The following is a 24,662-nucleotide window of genomic DNA, read 5'->3' as shown; positions in this document are numbered from 1 at the left end:
CAAATCACCGGACCCCGATCCTCAAAGGGCCCACACAACATGGCAGTAACCATCAGCGACGTCGCCCAGGCGGCCGGCGTCAGCAAAGGTGCCGTGTCGTATGCCCTGAACGGCCAGCCCGGCGTCAGCGACGCCACGCGGGACCGCATCCTCAAGGTCGCCAAGGAACTGGGCTGGAAGCCGAGCCTGCGCGCCAAGGGCTTGTCCTCGGCCAAGGCTTACGCGCTGGGGCTGGTGGTGGCCCGGGACCCGAAGCTCCTTGGCACGGATCCGTTCTTCCCGGCGTTTATTGCCGGCATTGAAACCACGCTGGCCGAGCACGATTACACCCTCGTCCTCAGCGTCGCGACGGCTCCCGGAGCCGAGGAGCGGGCCTACCGCAAGCTGGCGGACGGCGGCCGAGTGGACGGCGTCATCCTCACCGATGTGCGGCACAACGATTCCCGGATCGGACTGCTGCGCGAACTGAGACTCCCTGCCGTCACCCTCAACCGGCCGGACGCGGATTCCCCGTTCCCGGCAGTCTCCATGGATGACACCGACGGCATCACCGCCGCCGTGGACCACCTGGTGGCGCTGGGCCACGTCCGCATCGGCCACGTCGGAGGTGCCCAGGAGTACATCCACGGCCGCAGCCGGCGCGAGGCCTGGGAGGCCGCAATGGCCAAGGCGGGCCTTGCCGCGGACCTCTTCGCCGAGGCTGACTTCACGGCCCCCGGAGGAGTGGCTGCAACGGCGGAGCTGCTCCGCCGGGCCGATCGCCCCACGGCGATTGTCTACGCGAACGACCTGATGGCCACCTCCGGCCAGTCCTACGCCCAGACCCAGGGGCTGTCCGTGCCCGGCGACCTCTCCGTGACCGGCTATGACAACGCCGAGTTCACCCAATACCTGAATCCTCCGCTCACTACTATTGCCACTGACCCCATGCTCTGGGGCCGCGCAGCTGCACAGGCCCTCCTGAACCAGCTCAACGGCACCCACTCCGGTGAAGACACCCAGTTGCAGGCACCCGTGCTGCTGGTCCGTGCCTCCACCGGCCCTGCCCCGGTCCCGGCCGCCGGCAGGTCCAGCCCGCCAGGCCTGTCCGGCTAACCACGGGCATCCTCGACCGCCACCTCGTAACCCACACACCCGGACGCGCGATCAGCCGCGCCCATTTTCAGGCAGCAGACGCCTGTCAAAAACTGTTCCCACAAACACAAAAACCCAGAAAAAAATCCCCACAAGGATCCAAGGAGTCGCAATGAAGCGCTTTACAAAAGCCACGCGCGTATTGTCAGTGGCCGCCCTCACCGTGATGGGCGCCGGCCTGGCAGCCTGCGGTGGCGGCGGCGGAGAAAGCGGCGGCACCGACTCCGTGACCTCCGCCAAGGGCCCCATCAAGATCTGGTACTCCAACAATGAGTTCGAGGTGAAATGGGGCAAGGCGATGGTCGAATCGTGGAACTCCGCCCACCCTGACGAAAAGATCGACGCGCAGGAGATCCCTGCCGGCAAGAGCTCCGAGGAAGTCATCGGCGCCGCCATCACCGCCGGCAACGCACCATGCTTGGTCTTCAACACCGCACCGGTTGCCGTGCCGGGATTCCAGAAGCAGGGCGGTTTGGTGGCCCTGGATGAGTTCCCGGACGGGCTCCAGTACATCAAGGACCGCACCGGCGACCTGGCCGACCAGTACAAATCCGCGGACGGCAAGATGTACCAGCTGCCGTGGAAGTCCAACCCCGTAGTCCTCTTCTACAACAAGGACATGTTCACCAAGGCCGGCCTTGATCCGGAGAAGCCCAAGCTGGGCACGCACAAGGAACTGCTGGACACCGCCAGGACCCTGGTGTCCTCAGGTGCTGCACCCAACGCCATGTGGCCCTCACCGGCCAGCGACTTCTTCCAGGCCTGGTTCGACTTCTACTCCTTCTATGCAGCCAACTCCGACGGCACCCCGCTGGTGAAGGACGGCAAGGCCACGTTCGACAGCGAGCAGGGCAAACAGGTGGCCACCATGTTCGAGACCCTCTACAAGGAGAACCTCGCCTCCAAGGAGGTCTACCAGGGCGATTCATTCGCCGAAGGTAAGGCAGCCATGTCGCTGGCCGGCCCCTGGGCCATCGCTGCGTACAAGGACAAGATCAACTGGGGCGCGGTGCCGGTCCCGGCCGCCGAAGCCAACCCCGAAACCTCGACGTTCTCCGACGCCAAGAACGTGGCCATGTACTCCGCCTGCGAGAACCAGGGCACCGCGTGGGAGGTCATGAAGTTTGCCACCAGCAAGGAGCAGGACGGCAAGTTGCTGACCGACACCGGCCAGATGCCGATGCGCAAGGATCTCCCCACGGTTTATGCGGACTACTTCGCCAAGAACCCGGCCTATACCCAGTTCGCTGAGCAGGCGGCGCGGACCGTGGAGGTCCCCAACGTCTCCAACTCCGTTGAAGTCTGGCAGACCTTCCGCACCGCCTACGCGAAGTCAGTGATTTTCGGCAACGAAAGCATCGACACCGCGTTCAAGGGCGCTGCGGACAAGATCAACCAACTGGTAGCCCAGAAGTAGCGGTGACCCCCAATGTCACTCCGCTCTTCTGGTGGGAACCCCGTCACGGGGAAACCGGCTGGCGGGACGGCGGACCGGCGGCCGGGACCCAGGAAGCGTAAAAACTTCCTGGGTCCCCAGCCGCTGGGCCTGCTGTTCAGCGCCCCCTATGTCATTTACATCCTTGGCGTCCTGGCCTTCCCCCTTGGCTACGCCGTCTACATTTCCTTCCACGACTTCTTCTTCACCGCCCCCCGGGTCAAGGTGGACCGGCCGTTCGTGGGGTTCGACAACTACGTCACCATCCTGTCCGACCCCGCCGTCCAGCGGTCCTTCCTGAACATCGGCGTCTTCCTCATCATCAACGTCCCGCTCACCGTGGGACTGTCGCTGCTGCTGGCCAACGCCCTGAACCGGGTCACCCGGCTCAAGACGTTCTTCCGCCTTAGCTACTACGTTCCGTACGTGACGGCGAGTGTTGCCGTCGTCGGCGTCTGGCTTTTCCTCTTCCAGGAGAAGGGCCTGCTGAACGCCATCCTGGGCCCCTTGGCCCCTACACCGTCCTGGCTGGTCAACTCCTGGCTGGCCATGCCCACCGTGGCGCTGTACGTGACGTGGAAACAGCTGGGGTTCTTCATCCTGCTGTACCTCGCGGCGCTGCAGAACATCCCCGATGAGCTGTACGAATCCGCGGCGGTGGACGGCGGCAACAAGTGGGTCCAGTTCTGGAACATCACTGTTCCGGGTGTCCGGCCGGCCAGCGTGCTTGTGACCCTGCTGGCCACGATCACCGGCGCGAACCTCTTCACCGAGCCCTACCTGCTGACCGGCGGCGGCGGCCCGGACGGGGCCTCGGCCTCACCCGTTTTCATCATGTACCAGAAGGGGATCCTTCAGGGGAACCCTGACGTGGCTGCCGCGCTCGGCGTGGTGCTGGTGATCGGCGTGCTGCTGATCGCCCTGATCCAGAAACGCCTCGTGGGCGGGAAGGAGGACTGACATGTCCGTCACCAACGCACAAAACGCCAAGAACGACGACGCCAGCCGGCGTCCGGAGCTGTCGGAACCTGCCCTGCGTCCCGACTCGGGCGTCGAGAAACGCCGCAACCTGGGGGTCGGCAGCTTCATCCTGCTGGCCCTGGGTGCGTTCGTTTTCCTGTTCCCCTTCTACTACATGCTGATCGGGTCCCTGCAGACCTCCCCGGACACATCGATTTTCGGTGCATTTCCCAACCCGGCGAACATCACCGGCCAGAACTACGCGGACATCAACGGCTCGATCAATCTCTTCAAGGGCCTCGTGAATTCGGGTATCTTCACCGGGGGTGTCATCCTCTTCACCGTGATTTTCGGGCTGCTGGTGGGCTATGCCCTGGCACAGATGCAGTTCCGGGGGCGCGGCGTGGTGTTCGGACTGATGCTCCTGGTCCAAATGATTCCGTTCCAGCTGCTGCTGATCCCGCTGTATGTGATGATCGTCCGCGACTACGGCCTGGCGGACAGCTACCTGGGCATGATCCTGCCGTTCGCCATCAATTCCACTGCCGTGTTTGTGTTCCGCCAGTACTTCCTCCAGCTGCCCTCAACCCTGTTCGAAGCCGCAAGGATCGACGGCGCCTCCGAGCTGCGGATCCTGTGGCAGATTGCCATCCCGCTGGTCCGGCCCGCGATCGTCACGGCCGTGCTGCTGACCTTCATCGGCCCGTGGAACGAGTTCCTGTGGCCGTTCCTGGTCACCAAGGACCAGTCCCTCCAGCCGTTGGCCGTATCGCTGGCCAACTTCATCTCCAACCTGGCCGCGCAGGCTGGCAACCCCTTCGGTGCCATCCTTGCCGGTGCCTGCGTCCTGGCGGCGCCCGCCGTCGCGCTGTTCATTTTCTTCCAGCGCCAGTTCATCTCAACCAATATCGGTTCCAGCGTAAAGGGCTAATTCATGACCTCCCCCCAGACTTCAGCACTGCCCACTGTTCCCTTCACACTCACCCGCGCGGGCGTCATCATGACCCCCGAGCCCGGCAACGACTTCGAAGCCGAGGGTGTCCTCAACCCCGCCAGCGGCCGCGGCCCGGACGGCGGGCTGTACCTGCTGCCGAGGCTTGTGGCCACGGGCAACGTGTCCCGCGTGGGGCTCGCCAAGGTGATCATCAACGACGACGGCGTGCCGACCGGCGTGGAGCGCGAAGGCGTGGTCCTGGCCCCGGACGAGGGCTGGGAACGCGGCATGAACAACGCCGGCACCGAGGACCCGCGCACCACCTGGGTCCCGACCCTGGGCAAGCACCTGATGACGTACGTGGCCTACGGCCCGCTGGGTCCCCGCCTGGCCTTCGCGCACTCCGAGGACCTCCGTAACTGGGAACGCCTTGGCCCGTGCTTCTTTGAATACCAGGCCGACCTGTCCATGGACCTGAACCTGTTCCCGAACAAGGACGCGGTGTTCTTCCCGGAACCGGTGAACGATCCCGACGGCGTGCCCTCCTACGCCATGCTGCACCGCCCCATGTGGGACCTCGGCTGGATCCGCCCCGGCGAAGGCGAGCACCTTCCCGCCGGCGTCACGGACAACCGCCCCGGCATTTGGATCTCCTACGTGGCAGTGGCCGACGTGGAGCGGGACCTGCGCAACCTGGTCCACATGGGCAAGCACCGCCTCGTGGCCCTCAGCGAGTTCCCATTCGAGGAACTGAAGATCGGCGGCGGTCCGCCACCCCTGCGCGTGGACGAAGGCTGGCTCCTGATCCACCACGGCGTGGCCGGCAAGATGGCGGCCTCCGCGTTCGAACAGCAGCAGAACGTCAACTACACCGCCGCCGCCATGATCCTGGATGCCAACGATCCCTCCAAGGTCATCGCCCGCAGCGACAAGCCTTTGCTGGCACCGGAAACCGAGGACGAGATCTCCGGAATCGTGCCGAACGTGGTGTTCCCCACCGCGGTCGAAAAAATCGGCGACCAGCTGTTTGTCTTCTACGGCATGGCGGACTCCAAAATCGGCGTGGCCAAACTGGACCGGATCTGAGCCCGGTGGCGTATTCACCGAAAGCCACGCGGCCGGTGGTGGCGGCGGTGGCCGTTTCCATGCTTGCTGTTTCGTTGCAGGCCGGTGCCGCGACGGCGGCCCCCGGCGCGCCGCCGTCGTCCGTCCCTGCACTCACCGCACCGGCGGCACCCAGCCTTGCGCCGGTGCTGGCCGACGGCGGCAGCCTGACCAACCTGGACCACCTGGACTTCCTGCTGGATACGGTTCCGCTGGCACCGGTGCCCGGGCACACCACCTTCCAGCTGGAGCAGGATCCTGAGGCCGAAGCGCCGTGGACGTACGCCGACCGGAACGACGACGGCAGCTATGACAGGGTAGGCGGCGGGAATCTTGACCCGGCCACCGGTGACTGGAGCCAGGGTGCGTACAACGCGGACGACATTGCCCGCACCGCCGTGGTGTACCTGCGGCACTGGAAACAGACAGGGGACCCGGCGAGCAAGGCGCACGCCTTCGAGAACCTTCGTGCCCTCACCTACCTGCAGACCGTGGACGGCCCGAACGCCGGGAACGTGGTCCTGTGGCAGCAGACGGACGGCAGCCTTAACCCCAGCGCCATCCCGGTGGAACTGCCGGATCCGTCCGACTCCGCGGAATCCTACTGGCTTGCCCGCACGGTGTGGGCCCTGGGCGAAGGCTTCGCAGGGTTTGCAGACTCCGACCCCGAGTTTGCCGCCTTCCTGGAGGACCGGCTGCACCTTTCCCTGGCTGCCCTGAACCGCCAGTCCCTGGCCAAATACGGCACGTTCGACACCGCGGACGGCGTCCAGGTCCCGGCCTGGCTCATCGCCGGCGGCGCGGATGCCTCCGCCGAGGCGGTCCTGGGCCTTGCCGCGTATGTTGAGGCCGTTCCCACCGATGCGGTGGCGGCCACGGCACTGTCCCGGCTGAGCGAGGGTGTGGCCGCGATGTCGTCCGGCTCGGCCACGCAATGGCCGTTCGGCGCGATCATGCCGTGGAACAAGTCCCAGAGCCTCTGGCATGCGTGGGGCGGCATGGCCCCGGCCGCCGTCGCCACCGCGTCCACCGTCCTGGACCGGCCTGACCTGCTGGCGGCAGCCGTGAAGGACACCGCCCAGTTCACCCCGCAGCTGCTCGCAGCGGGCGGACCGGACAACGCCTGGAGCCCCACTCCTGGCGAGGCGCAGATTGCCTACGGCGTGGACTCCCGCGTCCAGAGCCTGGTGGCAACAGCGGAAGCCGCTGACGCTCCGGGACTCCTGGACGTGGCCGCCATTGCCGCCGGCTGGTTCTTCGGTGCCAACCCCAACGGCGCGCCCGCCTACAACCCCGCCACCGGCGCGGCCATCGACGGGATCGAGACGGACGGCCGGATCAACCCCAACTCCGGCGCCGAATCCACCATCCACGCGCTGCTCACCATGCTGGCCCTCGACGCCGACCCGGAACTCCGGGCCAAGGCTCTGGGGATCAGCGTGACCGAAGGGACCAACGGACTCAGCGTGGTGGAAGCCGAAGCGGGCACCATCACGGGCAACGGCACCGTGGTGCGGCCGCCGTCGTCCTGGACCGGCGAAGCGAATATATCCGGCGGGGCATATGTTGACCTGAGCGCCGGCGGCAGCCTCTCCATCCCGTTGCCGGCAGCTGACCAGCCCAGCAACATCTTCCCGATCGTGAACCAGCGGATCGCACCGTCCGGCTCCACCACCTGGACCTCGGCCAGGGGGCCGCTGGGAACCACTGCCAACGGCGGGGCAGGCGCGCAGGGAATCACCGACGCGCCCGGCATCCTCTTCCCGTTCACGCTGCAGCGTGCCCTGGCCGCCGGACTGACCTCGGTCACCGCCAGCACCGACGGGCAGGCGGCACTGGACGCACTCCTGGTCCAGCCGCTGATTTCCACAGTGTCCGTCTCCGGCTCCGGTGGCGACACCACGCTGTATGTCAGCGCCGCCAAGGCCATCACGGTCAAGGAGCTGATCGTGCCGGAGGGCTTTGTGCTGGTCCAGCGCCAGTACGATTCCGCCGGCAAGCCCGTCAAGGGCTCCAAGGACGCCGCCGGCACCACGTCCGGCCGCGTCATGGTAGCCCCTGGCGGCTTCACATTGGTGACGCTCACCGCCGGCTGACGGGCCGGCGGCCGGCTGTCCGGCGTCACGCCCGGCACGGTTTTTGGCAAGCACGACGGCGGGTTCCCCGGAATCACGCGGGCGGAACCGCCGTCGTGGTCCAAGAAGGTGCACCGCGTGACGGCACGCCGCGTACCCACTGTTGCGACTTTTACACAGTTGCAATCAGGGGGACTTTCGGGGGAAACCACACGGGCGGAGAATGACAATTGCCCCCTCTGGAACGCCGCATGGAGTTCCGGGGAGGGGCACCACCCGGAAGTCCGCCAGGTAATCCAGCGGCTGCCTTTCCGGGCCGGGTTCTGCTCTAAGGGGTTACACATGCCTACTCCGTTGAACCAGAGTGTGGCGGATTCCGCGCTGCTGACCAGGTCGCTGCCGCTGGGCCTGCTCCGGACGTTTGTCCAGTCGGATGGCGCGGACGAAGGCTTCACCCCCAACCTGCTGGCAGAACTTAAGGTCCTGGCCCGCGTGCCCGGGCTGCTCGTGGCCTGCAACTACGGCGGCACCCTGTGCGACGCCGAGGGCATCTCCACCGAAACCCTGCCGCTGGGCAGCGCCGCGATCGCGCTCCGCGCCCTGGCCGCCCTGCCCAACACGCATGCCGCCGTGATTTCCGGACGTTCGCTGCGCGACCTCGCCGCGGTGTCCCGGCTGCCGGCGGAAGTGCACCTGATCGGATCGCACGGTGCGGAGTCTGACATGGGCTTCGCGCATGTCCAGACCCTGGCCACCGAAGCCACCCTCCAGAAGGTCAGCACCGCCCTGTCCGAGGCAGTAGGTTTCCAGAAAGGCATCTGGATCGAACGCAAGCCCGTGGCGGTCTCCGTGCATACCAGGCCCGCTTCGCCGGACGTCGTTGAGGCCGTGACCGAAACGGCGCGGGAGATCGCCAAGGCACATGGGCTGTTCTTCATCGTCGACGGGTCCGTTCTGGACCTCTCGATAGTGGAACCGTCCAAGGCGGACGCCCTGGAAAACCTCAGGTCCCGGCTCAGCGCCAGTGCCGCGTTGTATGCAGGGGATGCCTACAGCGACGAGCTGGCCATCGCCACGCTGCGCGGCCCTGACATGGGGCTGCGCGTGGGTCCGGGGGAGACCCGGGCAGCCCACCGGCTCCGCGACCCGGAATCGTTTGCCCGTGTCCTGGCCATTCTCTTCGAGCTGCGGCGCGCCTGGCTCTTCGGCGAGGACGCCGTAGGCCTGGAGCGGCATTCGATGGTCGGCAACGGATCATCCACTGCCCTGGTCACCCCCGATGCCAAAATCTGCTGGATGAGCCACCCGCTGCCGGACTCGGGATCCCTGTTCGCCCACATCCTGGGCGGGGACGCCGCAGGGCACTTTTCCGTGGAACCGGTCAAGACCTCGCAGGTGCTGGGCCAGCGCTACGTGGACAGCACCATGATCGTGGAGACCCGGTGGGCGGATGTGACCGTCACGGACTACTTGGAGCCGGCACCGGAGGGCATCACCAGCCTGGTCCGGGTGCTGTCCGGCACCGGAGGCGCCAAGATCGTCTTCGCGCCGCGGCCGGACTACGCCAATGCGCCGTTCAGCATGGAGGCCCGGGGCGACGAGCTGCACGTGGTGGGCACGTCCGATCCCATCTTCCTCTATGCCCCCGGCGTCAGCTTCAGCATCACCTCCGACGGCCGGCACGCCACCGCCACCGCGTCGGTGAACCTGCAGGACGGGCCGGTGGTCCTCAACCTGCGCTGCGGCGACACTGAACCTGCGGCAGAGGACCCCGGCGATGAGAATGACCGGCGGGGCAGGGTGGCCCTCCACTCCCGCCGCTGGGTGCAGGAGCTGGAACTTCCCTCGGTGAAGCCGTCATTGGTCCGCCGTTCAGCCCTGGTTCTTCGGGCGCTGGTGCATGAGCCCACGGGGGCCGTGCTGGCCGCGCCCACCACCTCCCTGCCCGAAGGAATAGGCGGAACAAGGAACTGGGACTACCGATACTGCTGGCTGCGGGACGGCTCGATGACGGTGAACGCCCTGGTGGACCTGGGTTCCACGTCTGAGGCGGCCGGGTTCCTGAGCTGGCTCGGCCGGATCCTCGAGCACGCGCCCGGGCCGGAATGGCTGCATCCGCTGTACTCCGTCACAGGGGCGCCGCTGTCCACGGAGGCCGTCATCGACAGCCTGCCCGGGTACGCCGGTTCCCGGCCCGTCCGGATCGGAAACGCCGCAGACCACCAGGTCCAGCTGGATGTCTTTGGCCCGATCGCCGAGCTCATCCACTCGCTCAGTGAACGGAGCGGGGAGCTGGCGGACGAACACTGGGAGCTGATGGTGCAGATGGCCTCAGCCGTGCTGGCCCGCTGGCACGAGCCCGACCACGGCATCTGGGAAGCCCGCCGGCCGCCGCGCCACCACGTCTACACCAAGGTGATGTGCTGGGTGACGCTGGACCGGGCACTCCGCACGGCCTCCCGGCACGGCAGGGCGCCGGAACCGGCCTGGGAACCCACGGCACACGCAATCCGGGAGGAGGTCCTGCGTGAAGGATGGGACGACTCCGCGCAGTCTTACACCGTGGCCTATGACAGCCCGGACCTCGACGCCGCCGTCCTGCACATCGGGCTGTCCGGCATGCTGGACGTCCGCGACCAGCGCTTCCTGGACACCGTCACGGCAGTGGAACGCGAACTCCGGGTGGGGCCTACCGTCTTTCGGTACAGGTACGACGACGGCCTGCCGGGTTTGGAGGGCGGCTTCCACATCTGTACCACCTGGCTTATTGAGGCGTACGTTGCGGTGGGCAGGATCGAGGAGGCCTGGGACCTTTTCGACCAGCTGGTGAATCTCTTCGGGCCCACCGGACTGCTGCCCGAGGAGTACGATCCCGGTACCGAGACGCATCTGGGCAACCACCCGCAGGCCTACTCCCACCTGGGCTTCATCCGCTGCGCCCGTCTGCTGGACCAGCAACAGCCCGGTGCCCGCGTGCCTTAACCCGTTTAAGATGCGGGCGGTCAGCGGGCGGCGGAGAAGATCTGCGGCGCTGGCCGGGTGCCGGTGGCCAGGTCCGCGAGGATCCGGCCCACCACGGGCGTGAACTTGAAGCCGTGCCCGGAGAAGCCAGCGCCGATGACCACGGGGCCGATCCGATCAAGGACGAAGTCCTCATCCGGCGTGGTGGTGTACGTGCAGCTGATGGCCTCGAGCGAGTTGGCGTCGACGCCCGGCAGCCAGGTCTGCGCGTAGTCCTGCAGGGCCGCGAGCTGGACGGGCTCAGGCAGGAAGGACCGCTTGTCCGGGTCCACCCCCGGGCCCACACCGTGCCAGCCCGCCTTGATGCCTTCGCCCGGCGTCTGCATGCCGTAGACCGGGGAGTACCAGCCTTTGTAGGCCGTGCTGGTTCCCGGCGTGTGGTTGAAGCCCGGCCACACGGCGCCCTCGTCGGCGACGCGGAAGTGGGCCGGCTGTTCCTGCGTGACCCTGAGCCGGGGAATCCGCAGCTTTCCGTTTCCGGCCGCACCGGCGAGCAGTTTCGCCGTCCAGCCGCCCGCCGTCACCACTGCCTGGGCGGCGGTGACCACCTCGGTTCCGCCTGACGCGCCGGGGCCGTCGGACTCCAGGGTGAGCCGGACGCCGTCGTCCATGATGTCCAGTGCCACCACCTTGGTGCGGTGCCGGATCTCGGCGCCCCGGGCTTTGGCGAGCCGCTGGAAGGCGGGGAGCGCTGCTTCGGGGTTCAGCTGGCCGCCGTCGGGCATGTGCAGGACCTGCTGGTCGAACCGGATGCCGCGCCACCGTTCGGCTGCCTCGTCCGGGCTGAGGGACTCCGCCCGGATGCCTGCCGCGGTGAGCGCGGCCTGCACCTGGGGGAGGCGCGGATCGGGGCCGTGGTTGACGATGCCGGTGCGGGTGAGGAGCTGTTCGCCGCTGTCCTGCTCCAGCTCGTCCCAGAGCGCCAGCCCTTCGGCAAGCATGGCCACGTATTCCGGCCGGTGGTAGCCCGGGTTCAGGTTGCGGGTGGTGCCGTGGGACGCCCCGATGCGGTGTCCGGGCGCGAACTGCTCCAGCAGCGTGACCTGCCGGCCGCGGCGGGCCAGGGCCCAGGCGGCGGCCGATCCCATGGCTCCTCCGCCGATCACCACAGTGTCCAGGATTGTTCCCATCTGTTCCTCCTCAGGTTCGGGTCAGGCGAGCAGCAGCGCCACGCCGATCATGGCGGGCACGGCCACCACCGTGGTGAGCAGCACGGTGTCCTTGGCCGCGGTCAGGCCGGTCTTGTACCGGCTGGCGGCCACAAAGACATTCTGGGCGGTGGGGAGGACGGACGTCACCACGACGGCGAAGAGCGCGTGCCCTTCCCGAGGATCATCACCACAAACCGAAGCGGCCATGGAGGACATCAGGGCTTCCGGCAGCGCGCGCTTGAGCAGGAACTTGGCGATGGCAAAAAAGATCGCGGCCGTGGCGATCGCTGCCACGGCCGTTACCAGCAGCGGCTCCGCGAAGACTTCCTGCAGCCGTGCCTTGCTGAGGGTTTCGAAGAGCAGCGCAGGGCTGGCCACAAAGAATGTCAGGCCGCTGAGGACCTGGCGTGCGTTCTCGCCCAGGATCTTCCGCCGGCCCACAAACCAGCCCACCAGGATGATGCACCAGACAACAAAAAAGCCCGCGAGCACGCCTAACAAGGATGATCTCCTAAGGCGCAGCGCCAGTCAGGGCCAGGTCTCACGCTCCTGGTTACAGGACGGCGTTGTTAAGGGCGAAAGGGGGGCGCATCAGTCCCGGGGTGTGGCCCTCCGCGGGATCGTTTCCGATCTGCACAATCCTGTTGTCCTGGTCTACATGGACAACCTTCGGGGTGTAGGCGTTGGCCTCTTCCGTGGTCATCTGGGCGTAGGTGATCAGGATGACGATGTCGTTCTCGTGCATCAGGTGCGCGGCGGCCCCGTTGATGCCAATGACCCCTGAACCGCGCTCGCCGGCGATGGTGTAGGTCTCCAGGCGGGCGCCGTTGGTGACGTCCACAATGGCAACTAGCTCACCGGGCAGGATGTCGGCAGCGTCCAGCAGGTCCAGGTCGACGGTGACCGAACCAACGTAGTGCAGGTCAGCGTGCGTGACGGTGGCCCGGTGGATTTTGGACTTGAACATTGTGCGATTCATAACCAGATCAGTCTAGCGTCGGGGTCCTGATCGCGCAGTGACGCAGGAAACACTGGTGCGCGGGGCGTCACGGAGACGTCTTGCATGGCGGGAATGCTCACTGAAGCCCTTGGCCGCCGTCGGGATTCCGCACCGATTCCGCGGTGATGTCCAGGGTCTCGCGGGCCGCGAGGATGGCCGGCCGCTTCGCGCTGGAGCGGCGCACGGAGGTGAAGATCGTGCGGTGCGGGTTGCCGGGCAGGTCCAGCAGCTGGGCCGTGGTGCCGCGGCCGGTCCAGACGAGGTCCGGCATCAGGGCCACGGCGTTCCCTGACTCGATGAGCCGGATCTGGGCCTGCAGGTCGGCGGTCTCGAAGCGCACGTCGGGCTCGAAGCCGGCGCTCCGGCAGGCCTGTTCGGCCCAGTGGCGGGAGGCGGCACCGCGCGGCTCCATCACCCAGGCCAGTCCGGCCGTGTCCTCGATGGAGGTAATCCGGGGCCGGGCCGGGGATGCCGGCGGGACCGCGAGCCGGATGGCGTCGGTGGTGAGCTTGATGCGGTCCAGTTCCGGGTACCGCGGGGCGGCGTGGCCCGGATACTGCTCGGCGATCACGAGGTCGAAGTCCCGGGCCCATGTCTCATGCAGAGCAGTTTCGGGCTCGCGCTGGATCATTTCGATCCGGACCTCGGGGTACGCCGTGGCCATCCTTGAGAGGGTCTCCGGCATCAGGGCCAGGGCCGCCGACTGGAACACGGCAATGCGGACGGTGCCGGTGACGGTGGTCAGCGAGGCGGCCAGATCGGCCTCCGCCTGTTCCAGTGTTTCGAGCAGCTGGGCGGTGTGTGCCACGAGGACTTCTGCCTGCGGAGTCAGCTGGACCCGCCGCCCGGTCTTCCGGAGGAGCTCCACCCCGGCTTCCTTTTCCAGCAGGGCCAGCTGCTGGGAGACCGACGACGGGCTGTACTGCAGCGCCTCGGCCACCTCGGCCAGCGTGCCCCGGATCTTCAGTTCTCGCAGCAGCCTGAGGCGGCGGACATCGAGCATAGCCACATTCCTTGATGAATCTAATGAATATTGGTTAGAAGTATTCACTTTATCTAATGCAACAGCGCTTGCATACTGTAGTACCTGAGTTACCCCCGTCACAGCCCGTCACAAGGGCGCCGTGATGGGGCCGCATCCCCAACCAGGAGTTCCTGATGAGCACCAAAGACATGACGCAGTCGATCCTGCGGCGCAAGCCCATTGACGACATTGAAGAAGAAAACAAGCACAGTGGACTGTTCAAATCCCTCGGCCTGTGGCAGCTCACCGCCATTGGCGTCGGCGGCATCATCGGCGTCGGCATCTTCTCGCTCGCCGGCCTGGTGGCCGCGGGCAGTGAAAGCTCACCCGGCGTGGGGCCTGCGGTGCTGGTTTCGTTCCTTATCGCAGGACTGGCCTCCGCCGCGGCAGCGCTGTCCTACGCCGAGTTCGCCGGGATGATTCCCCGCGCCGGCTCGGCCTACACCTACGGCTACGTTGCGCTCGGTGAAGTGATCGGCTGGTTCATCGGCTGGGACCTGCTGCTGGAGTACATTGCCATTGTGGCCGTGGTGGCCATCGGTATTTCGGGCTACTTCGATGCGTTCCTGTCGGGCATCGGTATCCACATGCCCATCTGGATGACGTCCACGCCGGATGAAGGCAAGGGCGGCATCGTGAACATCCCCGCCATCATGGTCTGCCTCCTGGTGACCTGGATCCTTTCCCGCGGTACCAAGGCTTTCGGCCGGTTCGAGCTGGTGGCCGTTGCCATTAAGGTCATCCTGATTCTCTTCATCATCGGCCTGGGTATCTTCTACATCGACACCAACAACTACAACCCGTTTATGCCCAGCGGCTTTGGACCGGTCCTGGCGGGCTCGGCCACTGTGTTCTTCGCGGTGTTCGGGTACGACGCCATGAGTACTGCGGCAGAAGAGGCTACAGACGGCAAGAAGCACATGCCTAAGGCCATCATCCTGTCCCTGATCATCGCCATGCTGCTCTACGTGGCCGCCACCCTGGTGCTGACCGGCATGCAGAACTACAAGGACATCGACCCCAAGGCCGGCTTCGCCTCCGCGTTCACCGGTGTGGGCCTGCCGATCATTGCCACCATCATTTCGGTGTTCGCAGTCCTGTCGATCCTGACCGTGATGCTGACCTTCCTCCTGGGCGTCACCCGCGTCTGGTTCTCCATGAGCCGCGACGGCCTGCTCCCGGGCTGGTTCGCCAAGACCGACCGCCACGGAACTCCGCAGCGCGTGACCTGGATCGCCGGCGTCGCCTCGGCCCTGCTGGCCGGAGTGTTTCCCATCAAGGCCGTCGCCGACCTGACCAACATCGGCATCCTGGCCGCCTTCGTCGTCGTCTGCTTCTCGGTGATCATCTTCCGCTACAAGAAGCCGGACGCCCCGCGCACGTTCCGCCTGCCGCTCATGCCGGGCATCCCCGCCTTCGGCGTGCTGGCCTCCGCCTTCCTGATGTTCCAGCTGCACTGGGAGACCTGGGCACGCTTCGGCGTCTGGCTGGTCATCGGGCTTGCCATCTACTTCTTCTACGGCAAGAAGAACTCGCTGATGAACCCGAACAGCCCGCGCCATGAGGAAGCAGTGGAAATGCACCGCCCCATCGGCTGACCCACTCACGGGACCATCCTGCCCACTCGGGGACCTTCTCTCACTTCCTACAGGTTTTTTCCAAACGCTCCCTCACTTTTGGGGCAAAAATGATGAACCCTCTCTCACATCATGTGGGGGAGGGTTCATCTGTTTGTGGGGTGAAGGAGGGTTGGCCCAACACCCGCAGGAAGTGATAGATGGTTGCCCAAAAACTTGCGGGAAGTGAGAGAGGGTTGGCCCAAAAGATGCAGGAAGTGAGAGAGGGTCCGGGGGATTCCTGACCGATCGGACGGCAAAATAAAGAGTTGGGTTTTCTAACCTGTATTGCTTAGAAAACATCGCTTTATCTTATGTGATTGCAGGCTCATACTGATGAATAAGACCTCCTCAGAACCCACGGAAAGAACGAGTTGCAGCCATGACCAACATTGCTATGGAGCCCGGTGTGAACGCCGGATCCGCGCCCCGCACAGCTGACGTTGACGTGCCCCAGGCGCGTGCCCTCGCGGCGGAAACCATCGCGCTGGTGCGCCGCTGGCTGACGGAGGCTTCGAAGGTTCCCGTGGACGCTTCGGCCGAGCAGCTCGCCGGCGTGCTGAAGGACCCGAACGGCCTGGACTTCACGGTCGGATTCGTCGACGGCGTGGTCCGCCCGGAGGACCTGAACGTCGCCGCCCGCAACCTCGCGGCCCTCGCGCCGAAGGTCCCGGCGTTCCTGCCCTGGTACATGCGCAGCGCTGTCCAGCTCGGCGGTGCCATGGCACCGGTCCTGCCGCAGGTGGTCATCCCGATCGCCCGCAAGGTGCTCCGCGAAATGGTGGGCCACCTGATCGTGGACGCCACCGACGCCAAGCTGGGCCCGGCCATCGCCAAAATCCGCAAGGACGGCGTCAAGCTCAACGTCAACCTCCTCGGCGAAGCAGTCCTGGGCGAGCATGAGGCTTCCCGCCGGCTCGAAGGCACCCACACGCTGCTGGCCCGCCCCGACGTGGACTACGTCTCCATCAAGGTCTCCTCCACCGTGGCCCCGCACTCGCCATGGGCCTTCGACGAAGCGGTGGAGCACGTCGTCGAGAAGCTCACCCCGCTCTTCACCCGCGCCGCTTCCTTCGCAACCAAGGGAAGCAAGGCCAAGTTCATCAACCTGGACATGGAGGAATACAAGGACCTGGACATGACCATCGCGGTCTTCACCAGGATCCTGGACAAGCCCGAGTTCAAGAACCTCGAAGCCGGCATCGTGCTCCAGGCCTACCTCCCCGACGCACTCTCCGCCATGATCCGGCTCCAGGACTGGGCCGCGGAGCGCCGCGCCAACGGCGGCGCCGCCATCAAGGTCCGCGTGGTCAAGGGCGCCAACCTGCCCATGGAACAGGTCGAATCCTCGCTGCACGACTGGCCGCTCGCCACCTGGGGCACCAAGCAGGACTCCGACACCAACTACAAGCGCGTCATCAACTACTCGCTGCACCCGGACCGGATCAGGAACGTCCGGATCGGCGTTGCCGGCCACAACCTCTTCGACATCGCCTTCGCCTGGCTGCTGGCCAAGCAGCGCGGCATCGCGGATACCGCACGGCAGAGTATCGAATTCGAGATGCTGCTGGGCATGGCGCAGGGCCAGGCCGAAGCCGTCAAGAAGGATGTCGGCTCGCTCCTGCTCTACACCCCGGTGGTGCACCCGGCCGAGTTCGACGTCGCCATCGCCTACCTGATCCGCCGCCTCGAAGAGGGCGCGAGCCAGGACAACTTCATGTCCGCCGTGTTTGAGCTGAGCGAGAACGAGGTCCTCTTCGAACGTGAGAAGCAGCGCTTCCTCGCCTCCCTGGACAGGCTCGACGACGCCGTGCCGCCGGCCAACCGCCAGCAGAACCGCAGCCTCCCGCCGCAGCCCCTGCCGCACGATTCGTTCAAGGACACCCCGGACACCGACCCGTCGCTGCCCGCCAACCGCGACTGGGGCCGCGCCATCCTGGGCCGTATCCCGTCCTCCACCCTGGGCAACGCCGCCGTAGACGCCGCCACCATCACCGACGCGGACACCCTCAACACCGTCATCGAAACGGCCGTCGAAAAGGGTAAGGCCTGGGGCGCCCTGTCCGGCGACGAGCGGGCCGAGATCCTGCACCGCGCCGGCGACGTCTTGGAGGCCCGCCGCGCCGACCTCCTGGAGGTCATGGCCAGCGAGACCGGAAAGACCATCGACCAGGGCGACCCCGAGGTCAGCGAGGCCGTTGACTTCGCGCACTACTACGCCGAGTCCGCGCGGAAGCTGGAAAAGGTCGACGGCGCCACGTTCGTTCCTGCCAAGCTCACCGTGGTGACTCCGCCATGGAACTTCCCGGTCGCCATCCCCGCGGGGTCCACCCTCGCGGCACTCGCCGCCGGCTCCGCCGTCGTCATCAAGCCCGCCAAGCAGGCCCGCCGCAGCGGTGCCGTGATGATCGAAGCGCTCTGGGAAGCAGGCGTCCCGAAGGACGTGCTGACCATGGTGCAGCTTGGCGAGCGTGAGCTCGGCCAGCAGCTGATCTCCCACCCCGCCGTGGACCGCGTCATCCTTACCGGCGGCTACGAAACCGCCGAGCTGTTCCGTTCCTTCCGCAAGGACCTGCCGCTCCTGGCTGAGACCAGCGGCAAGAACGCCATCATCGTCACCCCCAGCGCTGACCTGGATCTTGCCGCCAAGGACGTGGCGTACTCCGCCTTCGGCCATGCCGGCCAGAAGTGCTCCGCAGCCTCCCTGGTGATCCTGGTGGGCTCCGTGGCCAAGTCCAAGCGGTTCCACAACCAGCTGGTCGACGCCGTCACTTCCCTGAAGGTGGGCTACCCACAGGACCCCACCAGCCAGATGGGCCCGATCATCGAGCCCGCCAACGGCAAGCTCCTGAACGCGCTCACCACTCTCGGCGAAGGCGAAAGCTGGGCCGTTGAACCGCGCAAGCTGGACGGGACCGGCCGGCTCTGGAGCCCGGGGGTCCGCCACGGCGTCCGCCGCGGATCCTACTTCCACCTCACCGAATTCTTCGGACCGGTACTTGGTGTGATGACGGCTGAGACCCTTGAAGAAGCCATCGCCATCCAGAACCAGATCGAGTACGGCCTCACCGCCGGCCTGCACTCGCTGAACCCGGACGAGCTCGGCATCTGGCTGGACTCCATCCAGGCCGGCAACCTGTACGTCAACCGCGGCATCACCGGTGCCATCGTGCAGCGCCAGCCGTTCGGTGGCTGGAAGAAGTCCGCCGTGGGCGCGGGCACCAAGGCCGGCGGACCCAATTACCTGGCCGGCCTCGGCGACTGGGTCAGCGCCGAAGCGTCCGCCACGGCAGCCGTCAGCAACGCGGCCGTCCGCCGCATCCTCGACGCGGCTGCGGGCTCCCTGCAGCCGGCCGGGCTTGAGTCCCTGCAGCGTTCGCTGGCCTCCGACGCCGAGGCCTGGGCCGACGAGTTCGGCACCGCCAAGGACGTCTCCGGCCTGAGCGCTGAGCGGAACATCTTCCGCTACCGTGCGCTGCCGGTCACCGTACGGCTTTCCGAAGGTGCCCCGCTCGCCCACCTGGCGCGGACCGTGGCCGCCGGAACCCTGGCCGGTTCGGCACTGACAGTGTCCACCGCCGTCGAACTTCCCGCCCAGCTCGGCTCCGTGCTCACCGGCCTGGACATCACCGTCACGGTGGAGTCCGACGCCGGCTGGCTGGCTTCAGCGGCCCGCCTCGCCAAGGCGGGCAAGCTCTCCGGTGCGCGGATCCGCCTGATCGGCGGCGACGCAACCGCCCTGGCGGAGGCCACCGACGGCCGCCCGGACCTGGCGATCTACGCCCACCCGGTCACCGAGGCCGGACGTGTGGAGCTGCTGCCGTTCCTGCACGAGCAGGCCATCAGCATCACGGCCCACCGCTTCGGCACCCCGAACCACCTCTCCGATGCCCTGATCTAAGGCACCCAAAACCCGGACAAGCGAAAGGCCCGGCAGCCACCTTCAGGGTGGCCGCCGGGCCTTTCGCTGTAGTAGGGGGTCGGCTGCGTGTGGTGCGAGCCCTAAGACCTTGGAAGTTAGCCCAGGTACCAGCCCGGGGGAGTCCACGACGCGGGAACGCTGTGGGCGGAGAACTGTTCGCAACGGGTGCAGGTGTAGGCGACTTCGCCCAGTGTCCTGACCGCCCCGTCACGCCGGTAGACCGGAGGAATGTATGACTCCAGATAGATGAATTCGTCCGTGCCGCAGTTGTCACAGGTGGGCTTGCCGACGTACTCGGACTCGGCTGTGGGCATTCCTGCCCCAAAATGGGAATGGTGTGAGACCTGTGGCCGTGCGGTGTGCGGACGTGGAGGTGCTGAGTGGAGATGGGAGTTACTGGCTGTCTTCATTGGCTGCCTATCCCGAGCGCGACCGGCCCATGGGTTGCAGGCGCGCGCTCGTTGTGTCAAAACCGGCCTCTGCTTGACCCATGGGAATCCAGCATAGGCGATGCGGGCTTCGGCATCAATGGTTTTGGCGAAGGCGCAGCCCTGACGCTCCGGATTAGGGAGGCGCCGGGACGCCCTATGCCGACTTTTTCAGGGTCCTTCCGACGATGGCCTGGGTCAGGGCATCGATGACTTCGGCGTTGGCCAGCGGGTTGCGGATCAGCGTGAAATCGACGTCCCCCACCGGCGGGAGGTCAAAGCGCCGGGTGATGATTTTCAGGTCCTCCGGGACCAGCGACGACGGCATCACCGCGACGCCGATGCCGGCCCTGACAGCGGCCAGCACGCCGCTGATCTGCCGGGTGGTGCACGTGATCCGCCAGGTCCGGCCGTGGGATTCCAGGGCGTCGATGGCCAGTTTCCGGCTGAGGCTGGGGGATGGGTATGCGATCAGCGGCACCGGATTTCCGGGCTCCAGCGACGTCTGCTCCAGCCCCACCCAGGAGAAGGAATCATGCTGGACCACCGTGCCGTCCTTGGCTCCGGCCACCCACTTCACGAAGACGAGGTCCAGCTGGCCGGCGTTGAGCCTTTTGTACAGCTGGTCGCTCTGGCCGACGGTGAGTTCGAGGTTGATCTGGGGGTAGATCTGCCGGAATTCGCGCAGGATCCGGGGCAGACCCGTGATGGCGAGGTCGTCCGCGGTGCCGAAACGCAACCGGCCGCGCATGGCGGAGCCGGAGAAGTAGCGCGAGGCGGCATCGTGGGCGGAGAGGATGGTGCGGGCGAACCCGGCCATGGCATCCCCGTTGTCTGTCAGCCGGACGTCGCGGGTGTCCCTCGTGACCAGGACACGCTTGGCGGCCGCTTCCAGTTTCCGCACGTGCTGGCTGACGGTGGGCTGCGCGAGCCCCAGCCGTTCGGCCGCCTTGGTGAAACTGAGCGTTTCCGCCACGGCGAGGAAGGAACGGAGCTGGGCGGGTTCGAACACGGGTGGCTCCTTTGGCTGCCTGATGCCGGCCGCCTGAAGGTGGCCCGGAACGGGCTATTACGTTCCGCAATGCGAGTTATAGACACAATAACCCTACATAATCATGCGTTGTCAGCCTAGCGTTAAGGGCATCCCAGCCCGCCCGTTTACTTGAGGACACCCCTGTGGCACCCCCACCGCCATCGTCGGCAACCGTCAGCCAGCCCGTCATCGACTCCGCCAGTTCCGAAACCCAGCCCATCGCCGTCGTCAGTGAACGGCTCCCCTGGAAGCACACGTTCATCTCCCTGAAGGTCCCCAACTTCCGCATCTTCGCCATCGGCCATTTTGTGGCGGTGATCGCCATCTGGATGCAGCGGATTGCCCAGGACTGGATGGTCCTGGAACTGTCCGGCTCGGTGACCGCAGTGGGTATCACCGTGGCGCTGCAGTTTATGCCCTCGCTCCTCCTGGGCCCGTGGGGAGGCATGATGGCGGACCGGTTCGCCAAGCGGAAGATCCTCATTGTCTGCCAGTGCATGGCCGGGGTCCTCGCCGCGGCGCTGGCTGTCCTGGCCCTCAGCGGCGCGGTGCAGGTCTGGCACGTCTACGTCATCGCCCTGGTGCTGGGCCTGGTCACCGTGCTGGATCAGCCCGCGCGGCAGGTCTTCGTCAATGAGCTGGTGGGACCGAAATACCTCCGGAACGCCATCAGCGTTAACTCCACCACGTTCCAGTTGGGCGGGCTGATCGGCCCGGCGCTCGCTGGCCTCATGCTCACCGCCGTCGGAGCCGGCTGGGCCTTCGCCGCGAATGCGCTGGCCTGTTGCTCCACCGTGGCCATGCTGCTTCTCCTGCGGAAGGACCAGCTGTTCGTCAGCACGCCCGCACCCAAGAAAAAGGGCATGCTGCGCGAGGGGCTGCAGTACGCCCTGAGCAAGCCGACCATCTACTGGCCATGGCTGATGGCCGGGTTCATCGCGGTGTTCGCCATGAGCCTGCCGGTGCTGCTGGCGGCGTTCGCGGACCACGTGTTCGACGTCGGCGCCGGCGGCTACGGCCTGCTGAACGCCTTGGTCGCGCTGGGCGCACTCTGCGGTGCCGTCGCGTCCACCAGGCGCCGGCAGCTGCGGCTCCGCTCGGTGGTGTTCTGCGCCGGGATGTACGGCCTGATGCTGTGCCTGGCCGCGCTGGCGCCGTCCATGCTGTGGTTCAGTGTGGTGATGGTCCTGTCCGGCTTCTGGTGCCTGATGTTCCTCACCGGATCGAACCAGCTGGTCCAGATCAGCTCCAACATGGGCATCCGCGGCCGGGTCATGAGCCTGTACATCATGGTGCTGATCGGCGGCCAGGCCATCGGCGGGCCCATGCTCGGCTGGATCGCCGAGCACCTGGACCCGCACGTGGCGCTGCTCGTCTCCGGCGGGGTGCCGGCGCTCGCGGCCCTGACAGTCGGCGTCGTCCTGGCCCGCAAGGGTGCGCTGAAGCTCAGGGTCGACCTGAAGGACCGCCGCCACCCGGTGCGGATCGTCAACCGGCCGGCGGCGGCCTAAGAAGGGCCTGTTAAGCTGACCCGGCTACCTGCCGTGATGCTAAACGGCCAGGTGCGGGTACTCAGCCCGGCGCTGCTGGAACTCCAGCACGTCCTTGTTCAGGACCACGCCGTCGCGGATTTCGATGGCCCGGGAGATGGTTTCGTTAGCGTCCCACTCTTCCGGGCCGCCGATGACCGTCTCCAGGAAAGGCAGCACGGCCTGGCTGATCTCCCAGCTGGATGAATTCCAGAGGTAGGACGGGCTGTGGTCCACCGCGTAGTAGCTGATGTGGTCGCCCATGGTGAACATCGGCTCGGCGAACGTAGTGGACCGCGCCCAGCTGAAGCCCATGCCCTCGTCGCACGACACATCGACAATCAGGCTGCCCGGGCTGAACGCCGCCAGGTCCTCGCTCCGCAGGTAGGTGAGCGGATTGTTCGGATCCTGCAGCGTGCAGTTGACCACGATGTCGCTTTCGGCCAGGAACGGTGCCAGCGGAACCCGGCCCCGCTCTGTGATGACCTGGCTCAGGAAGGGGGCTTCGGCGTCGTGATCAAACTGCACGATGTTGACCGAGTGGATCGGGGCGCCCACCGCGGCGACTCCGCGGTTGGTCAGTACCTGGACGTCGTGGATGCCGTGGGCGTTCAGCGCAGTCACCGCGCCGCGGGCAGTGGCGCCGAAACCGATCACGACGGCGCTGAGGCGCCGCCCGTAATCGCCGGTTGAGCCGGTCAGCGCCAGCGCGTGCAGGACCGAGCAATACCCGGCGAGCTCATTGTTCTTGTGGAACACGTGCAGGCCGAAACCGCCGTCGCTGGCCCAGTGGTTCATGGCCTCGAACGCAATCAGCGTGAGCTTCTTGTCGATGGCCAGCTGGGTGATCGCGCGGTCCTGGACGCAGTGCGGCCAGCCCCAGAGGACCTGGCCGTCGCGCAGTTCCGCGAGGTCTTCCGGCTGCGGTTTGGGCAGGAGTACGACGTCGGCCTCCGCCAGCAGCGCTTCCTTGGTGGCCATTTTCCCCACGAGGGTGGAGAGGTGGCCATCCGAGATGCCGAAGCGCTCGCCGTAGCCCTGCTCCAGGATGATGCGTTCGCGCACTTCCGGGGCAATGCGCTCGAAGTGCAGGGGATGGATGGGAAGGCGGCGCTCGTCCGGTTTCCGGGTGGAGGCCAGGACTCCCAGGCTCAGCTGGGTCTGTCTGCCACTCACTTCTTTTTGGCGGCCTTGCTGGACGTGATGTCCAGGGAGCTTGCCGGCGCTGCGGCTGCGCGCTTGTCGGCGCGCTTTTCCTTGATGGACTTGCCGGCTTTTTTGGATGCTGCTTGACGCGGGGACTTGTCAGCCATGTTTGCTCCTGTAGCGGAACCGAAGAGGTTCCTGACTTCTGACGATACACGGCAGCACCTAACGGGCCGTGGGTGGCTGCGGGACGGGGCCGATGGGCACCGTTCGGCGCGGCGGTGGTTGCGCCGGCAGGTTCCCGGGCGCGACTGCATGCGGTGAGGCTGGGGAAGAAAGGTTAGTTCCGGCGTCGAACGCGGCATCCGGGTGCTGCAGGGAAGTGGAGCGGCTGACGGGAATCGAACCCGCGTATCAAGCTTGGGAAGCTAGCGCTCTACCATTGAGCTACAGCCGCAGTGCCCCGATGTGGGCGGGGCAGAACTTAGCTTAGCGCAGTTGCGCCGCCCCGCCGTCACCGGCGCCATCGGGCCCGCATCGTGTCTGCCGAGGCGCCGGCGTCATCCAGTAACTCTTCAATAACGTACCCGTCCGTAGCTAGGTGCGCGGCGAAACGACTGACTACTCTGAACCGGATAGCCGCCGTGTCATGGGGGGAGACGGGCTATCGAAGGTTAGACGTCAAACAAAGGATTCCCATGGCATTCGCAGAGCACGAGGTACTCATCCGTCGTGACGCGATGGCTGTTTACACCTTCCTGGTTGACGGGATGAATCTTCCGCAGTGGCGGGACGGGATCCGGAGCATCGGCCTGGCAGCGGGAGCCGCCGGAACCAAGGGCGCCGTGTACCAGCAGACGCTGGCAGGCCGGTCCGGGCGGCCCGTTGCCGGGGACTTCGAAATCACGCAGGCCCGGCCAGGGGCAGAAATACAGTTCCAGGTCATCGCCGGGCCCGCCAGGCCGGCGGGCGGGTACTACCTCAGCACGGAGCAGGAGGGAACCAGGGTCAGGTTCGCGCTCGAGTTCCAGCCGAAGGGGTTCAAGGGCCTGTTGAACACGGTGGTGCAGCGGACCATGAAGGCCGAAGTGGCCCAGCTGGAGCGGCTCAAGAACGTCCTGGAACTCCAGCCGGCCACGTAAGGTACGTG

The 24,662-nt window shown here is 66.3% G+C and carries 19 protein-coding genes and 1 tRNA gene; 11 read left to right on the top strand and 9 right to left on the bottom strand.

The genetic code is table 11. The annotated features are described in order from the left end of the window. Nucleotides 1-39 precede the first annotated feature (39 nt). The 7 genes from ABV518_RS17830 (at nucleotide 40) to ABV518_RS17800 (ending at nucleotide 10,624) form a co-directional block, all read left to right on the top strand. The gene (locus ABV518_RS17830) at nucleotides 40-1,095 is read left to right on the top strand and encodes a LacI family DNA-binding transcriptional regulator (RefSeq protein WP_367769543.1); all 1,056 of its coding nucleotides are present in this window, start codon (nucleotides 40-42) and stop codon (nucleotides 1,093-1,095) included. Between the two features lie 151 nt (nucleotides 1,096-1,246). After that, the gene (locus ABV518_RS17825; RefSeq protein ID WP_367769540.1) at nucleotides 1,247-2,551 is read left to right on the top strand and encodes an extracellular solute-binding protein; all 1,305 of its coding nucleotides are present in this window, start codon (nucleotides 1,247-1,249) and stop codon (nucleotides 2,549-2,551) included. Nucleotides 2,552-2,563: 12 nt separating this feature from the next. Further along, nucleotides 2,564-3,529, top strand: coding sequence for a carbohydrate ABC transporter permease (locus ABV518_RS17820; RefSeq protein WP_367769537.1), 966 nt, complete (start codon nucleotides 2,564-2,566; stop codon nucleotides 3,527-3,529). 1 nt (nucleotide 3,530) lies between these two features. After that, nucleotides 3,531-4,460: a carbohydrate ABC transporter permease gene (locus ABV518_RS17815; protein ID WP_367769534.1), complete on the top strand. Its 930-nt coding sequence runs from the start codon at nucleotides 3,531-3,533 to the stop codon at nucleotides 4,458-4,460. Nucleotides 4,461-4,463: 3 nt separating this feature from the next. Next, nucleotides 4,464-5,549, top strand: a complete 1,086-nt coding sequence (locus tag ABV518_RS17810; protein ID WP_367769532.1) for a glycosidase — start codon at nucleotides 4,464-4,466, stop codon at nucleotides 5,547-5,549. A 5-nt stretch (nucleotides 5,550-5,554) separates the two neighbouring features. Further along, nucleotides 5,555-7,663 (top strand): hypothetical protein, encoded by a 2,109-nt coding sequence (locus tag ABV518_RS17805; protein WP_367769530.1) that lies wholly within the window; start codon nucleotides 5,555-5,557, stop codon nucleotides 7,661-7,663. Between the two features lie 321 nt (nucleotides 7,664-7,984). Beyond that, on the top strand, nucleotides 7,985-10,624 hold the full coding sequence (locus ABV518_RS17800) for a trehalase-like domain-containing protein (RefSeq protein WP_367769527.1): 2,640 nt from the start codon (nucleotides 7,985-7,987) through the stop codon (nucleotides 10,622-10,624). Between the two features lie 20 nt (nucleotides 10,625-10,644). Here the strand turns inward: ABV518_RS17800 and ABV518_RS17795 are convergent, their stop codons facing one another. The 4 genes from ABV518_RS17795 to ABV518_RS17780 all read right to left on the bottom strand — a co-directional run bounded on the left by ABV518_RS17795 (nucleotide 10,645) and on the right by ABV518_RS17780 (nucleotide 13,817). Continuing rightward, entirely contained in the window at nucleotides 10,645-11,793 is a 1,149-nt protein-coding gene (locus ABV518_RS17795; RefSeq protein ID WP_367769524.1) for an FAD-dependent oxidoreductase, read from the bottom strand. Nucleotides 11,794-11,814: 21 nt separating this feature from the next. Then, nucleotides 11,815-12,315, bottom strand: a complete 501-nt coding sequence (locus ABV518_RS17790; RefSeq protein ID WP_367769521.1) for an AEC family transporter — start codon at nucleotides 12,313-12,315, stop codon at nucleotides 11,815-11,817. Between the two features lie 52 nt (nucleotides 12,316-12,367). Beyond that, nucleotides 12,368-12,793, bottom strand: a complete 426-nt coding sequence (gene panD / locus ABV518_RS17785; RefSeq protein ID WP_310168075.1) for an aspartate 1-decarboxylase — start codon at nucleotides 12,791-12,793, stop codon at nucleotides 12,368-12,370. Nucleotides 12,794-12,890: 97 nt separating this feature from the next. Further along, nucleotides 12,891-13,817 carry a LysR substrate-binding domain-containing protein gene (locus ABV518_RS17780; protein ID WP_367769518.1) on the bottom strand — a complete coding sequence of 309 codons (927 nt, stop codon included), beginning with the start codon at nucleotides 13,815-13,817 and terminating at the stop codon, nucleotides 12,891-12,893. Nucleotides 13,818-13,972: 155 nt separating this feature from the next. Between ABV518_RS17780 and ABV518_RS17775 the strand changes: the two genes are divergently transcribed. Continuing rightward, nucleotides 13,973-15,436, top strand: coding sequence for an amino acid permease (locus tag ABV518_RS17775; protein WP_367769515.1), 1,464 nt, complete (start codon nucleotides 13,973-13,975; stop codon nucleotides 15,434-15,436). Nucleotides 15,437-15,836: 400 nt separating this feature from the next. Then, a complete protein-coding gene (locus ABV518_RS17770) occupies nucleotides 15,837-19,355 on the top strand; it encodes a bifunctional proline dehydrogenase/L-glutamate gamma-semialdehyde dehydrogenase (RefSeq protein WP_367769513.1) in 3,519 nt (1,172 codons plus the stop codon). A 116-nt stretch (nucleotides 19,356-19,471) separates the two neighbouring features. Here ABV518_RS17770 and ABV518_RS17765 read toward each other — a convergent pair whose 3' ends face one another. Together ABV518_RS17765 and ABV518_RS17760 are read right to left on the bottom strand one after the other, a co-directional pair. Continuing rightward, complete coding sequence (locus tag ABV518_RS17765; protein ID WP_242633488.1) at nucleotides 19,472-19,690, bottom strand: hypothetical protein; 219 nt, start codon at nucleotides 19,688-19,690, stop codon at nucleotides 19,472-19,474. 271 nt (nucleotides 19,691-19,961) lie between these two features. Then, on the bottom strand, nucleotides 19,962-20,816 hold the full coding sequence (locus tag ABV518_RS17760; protein WP_131134618.1) for a LysR substrate-binding domain-containing protein: 855 nt from the start codon (nucleotides 20,814-20,816) through the stop codon (nucleotides 19,962-19,964). A 164-nt stretch (nucleotides 20,817-20,980) separates the two neighbouring features. Here ABV518_RS17760 and ABV518_RS17755 point away from each other — a divergent pair, with 164 nt between their 5' ends. Then, entirely contained in the window at nucleotides 20,981-22,348 is a 1,368-nt protein-coding gene (locus ABV518_RS17755) for an MFS transporter (protein ID WP_367769508.1), read from the top strand. 39 nt (nucleotides 22,349-22,387) lie between these two features. Here the strand turns inward: ABV518_RS17755 and ABV518_RS17750 are convergent, their stop codons facing one another. The 3 genes from ABV518_RS17750 to ABV518_RS17740 form a co-directional block, all read right to left on the bottom strand. Further along, nucleotides 22,388-23,542 carry a N(5)-(carboxyethyl)ornithine synthase gene (locus ABV518_RS17750; protein WP_367769505.1) on the bottom strand — a complete coding sequence of 385 codons (1,155 nt, stop codon included), beginning with the start codon at nucleotides 23,540-23,542 and terminating at the stop codon, nucleotides 22,388-22,390. Continuing rightward, nucleotides 23,539-23,679: a hypothetical protein gene (locus ABV518_RS17745; protein ID WP_165478350.1), complete on the bottom strand. Its 141-nt coding sequence runs from the start codon at nucleotides 23,677-23,679 to the stop codon at nucleotides 23,539-23,541. Before ABV518_RS17745 ends, ABV518_RS17750 begins: the two co-directional genes overlap by 4 nt. 216 nt (nucleotides 23,680-23,895) lie before the next feature. Then, nucleotides 23,896-23,969 (bottom strand) — tRNA-Gly (locus tag ABV518_RS17740). 241 nt (nucleotides 23,970-24,210) lie between these two features. Here ABV518_RS17740 and ABV518_RS17735 point away from each other — a divergent pair. Then, the gene (locus tag ABV518_RS17735; protein WP_367769502.1) at nucleotides 24,211-24,654 is read left to right on the top strand and encodes an SRPBCC family protein; all 444 of its coding nucleotides are present in this window, start codon (nucleotides 24,211-24,213) and stop codon (nucleotides 24,652-24,654) included. Nucleotides 24,655-24,662 lie beyond the last annotated feature (8 nt).

The organism is Arthrobacter sp. HS15c (assembly GCF_040812005.1).
Taxonomy (GTDB): domain Bacteria; phylum Actinomycetota; class Actinomycetes; order Actinomycetales; family Micrococcaceae; genus Arthrobacter.
Note: the sequence above shows the minus strand (reverse complement) of the source record. Positions and strands in the feature narration are given on the sequence as shown.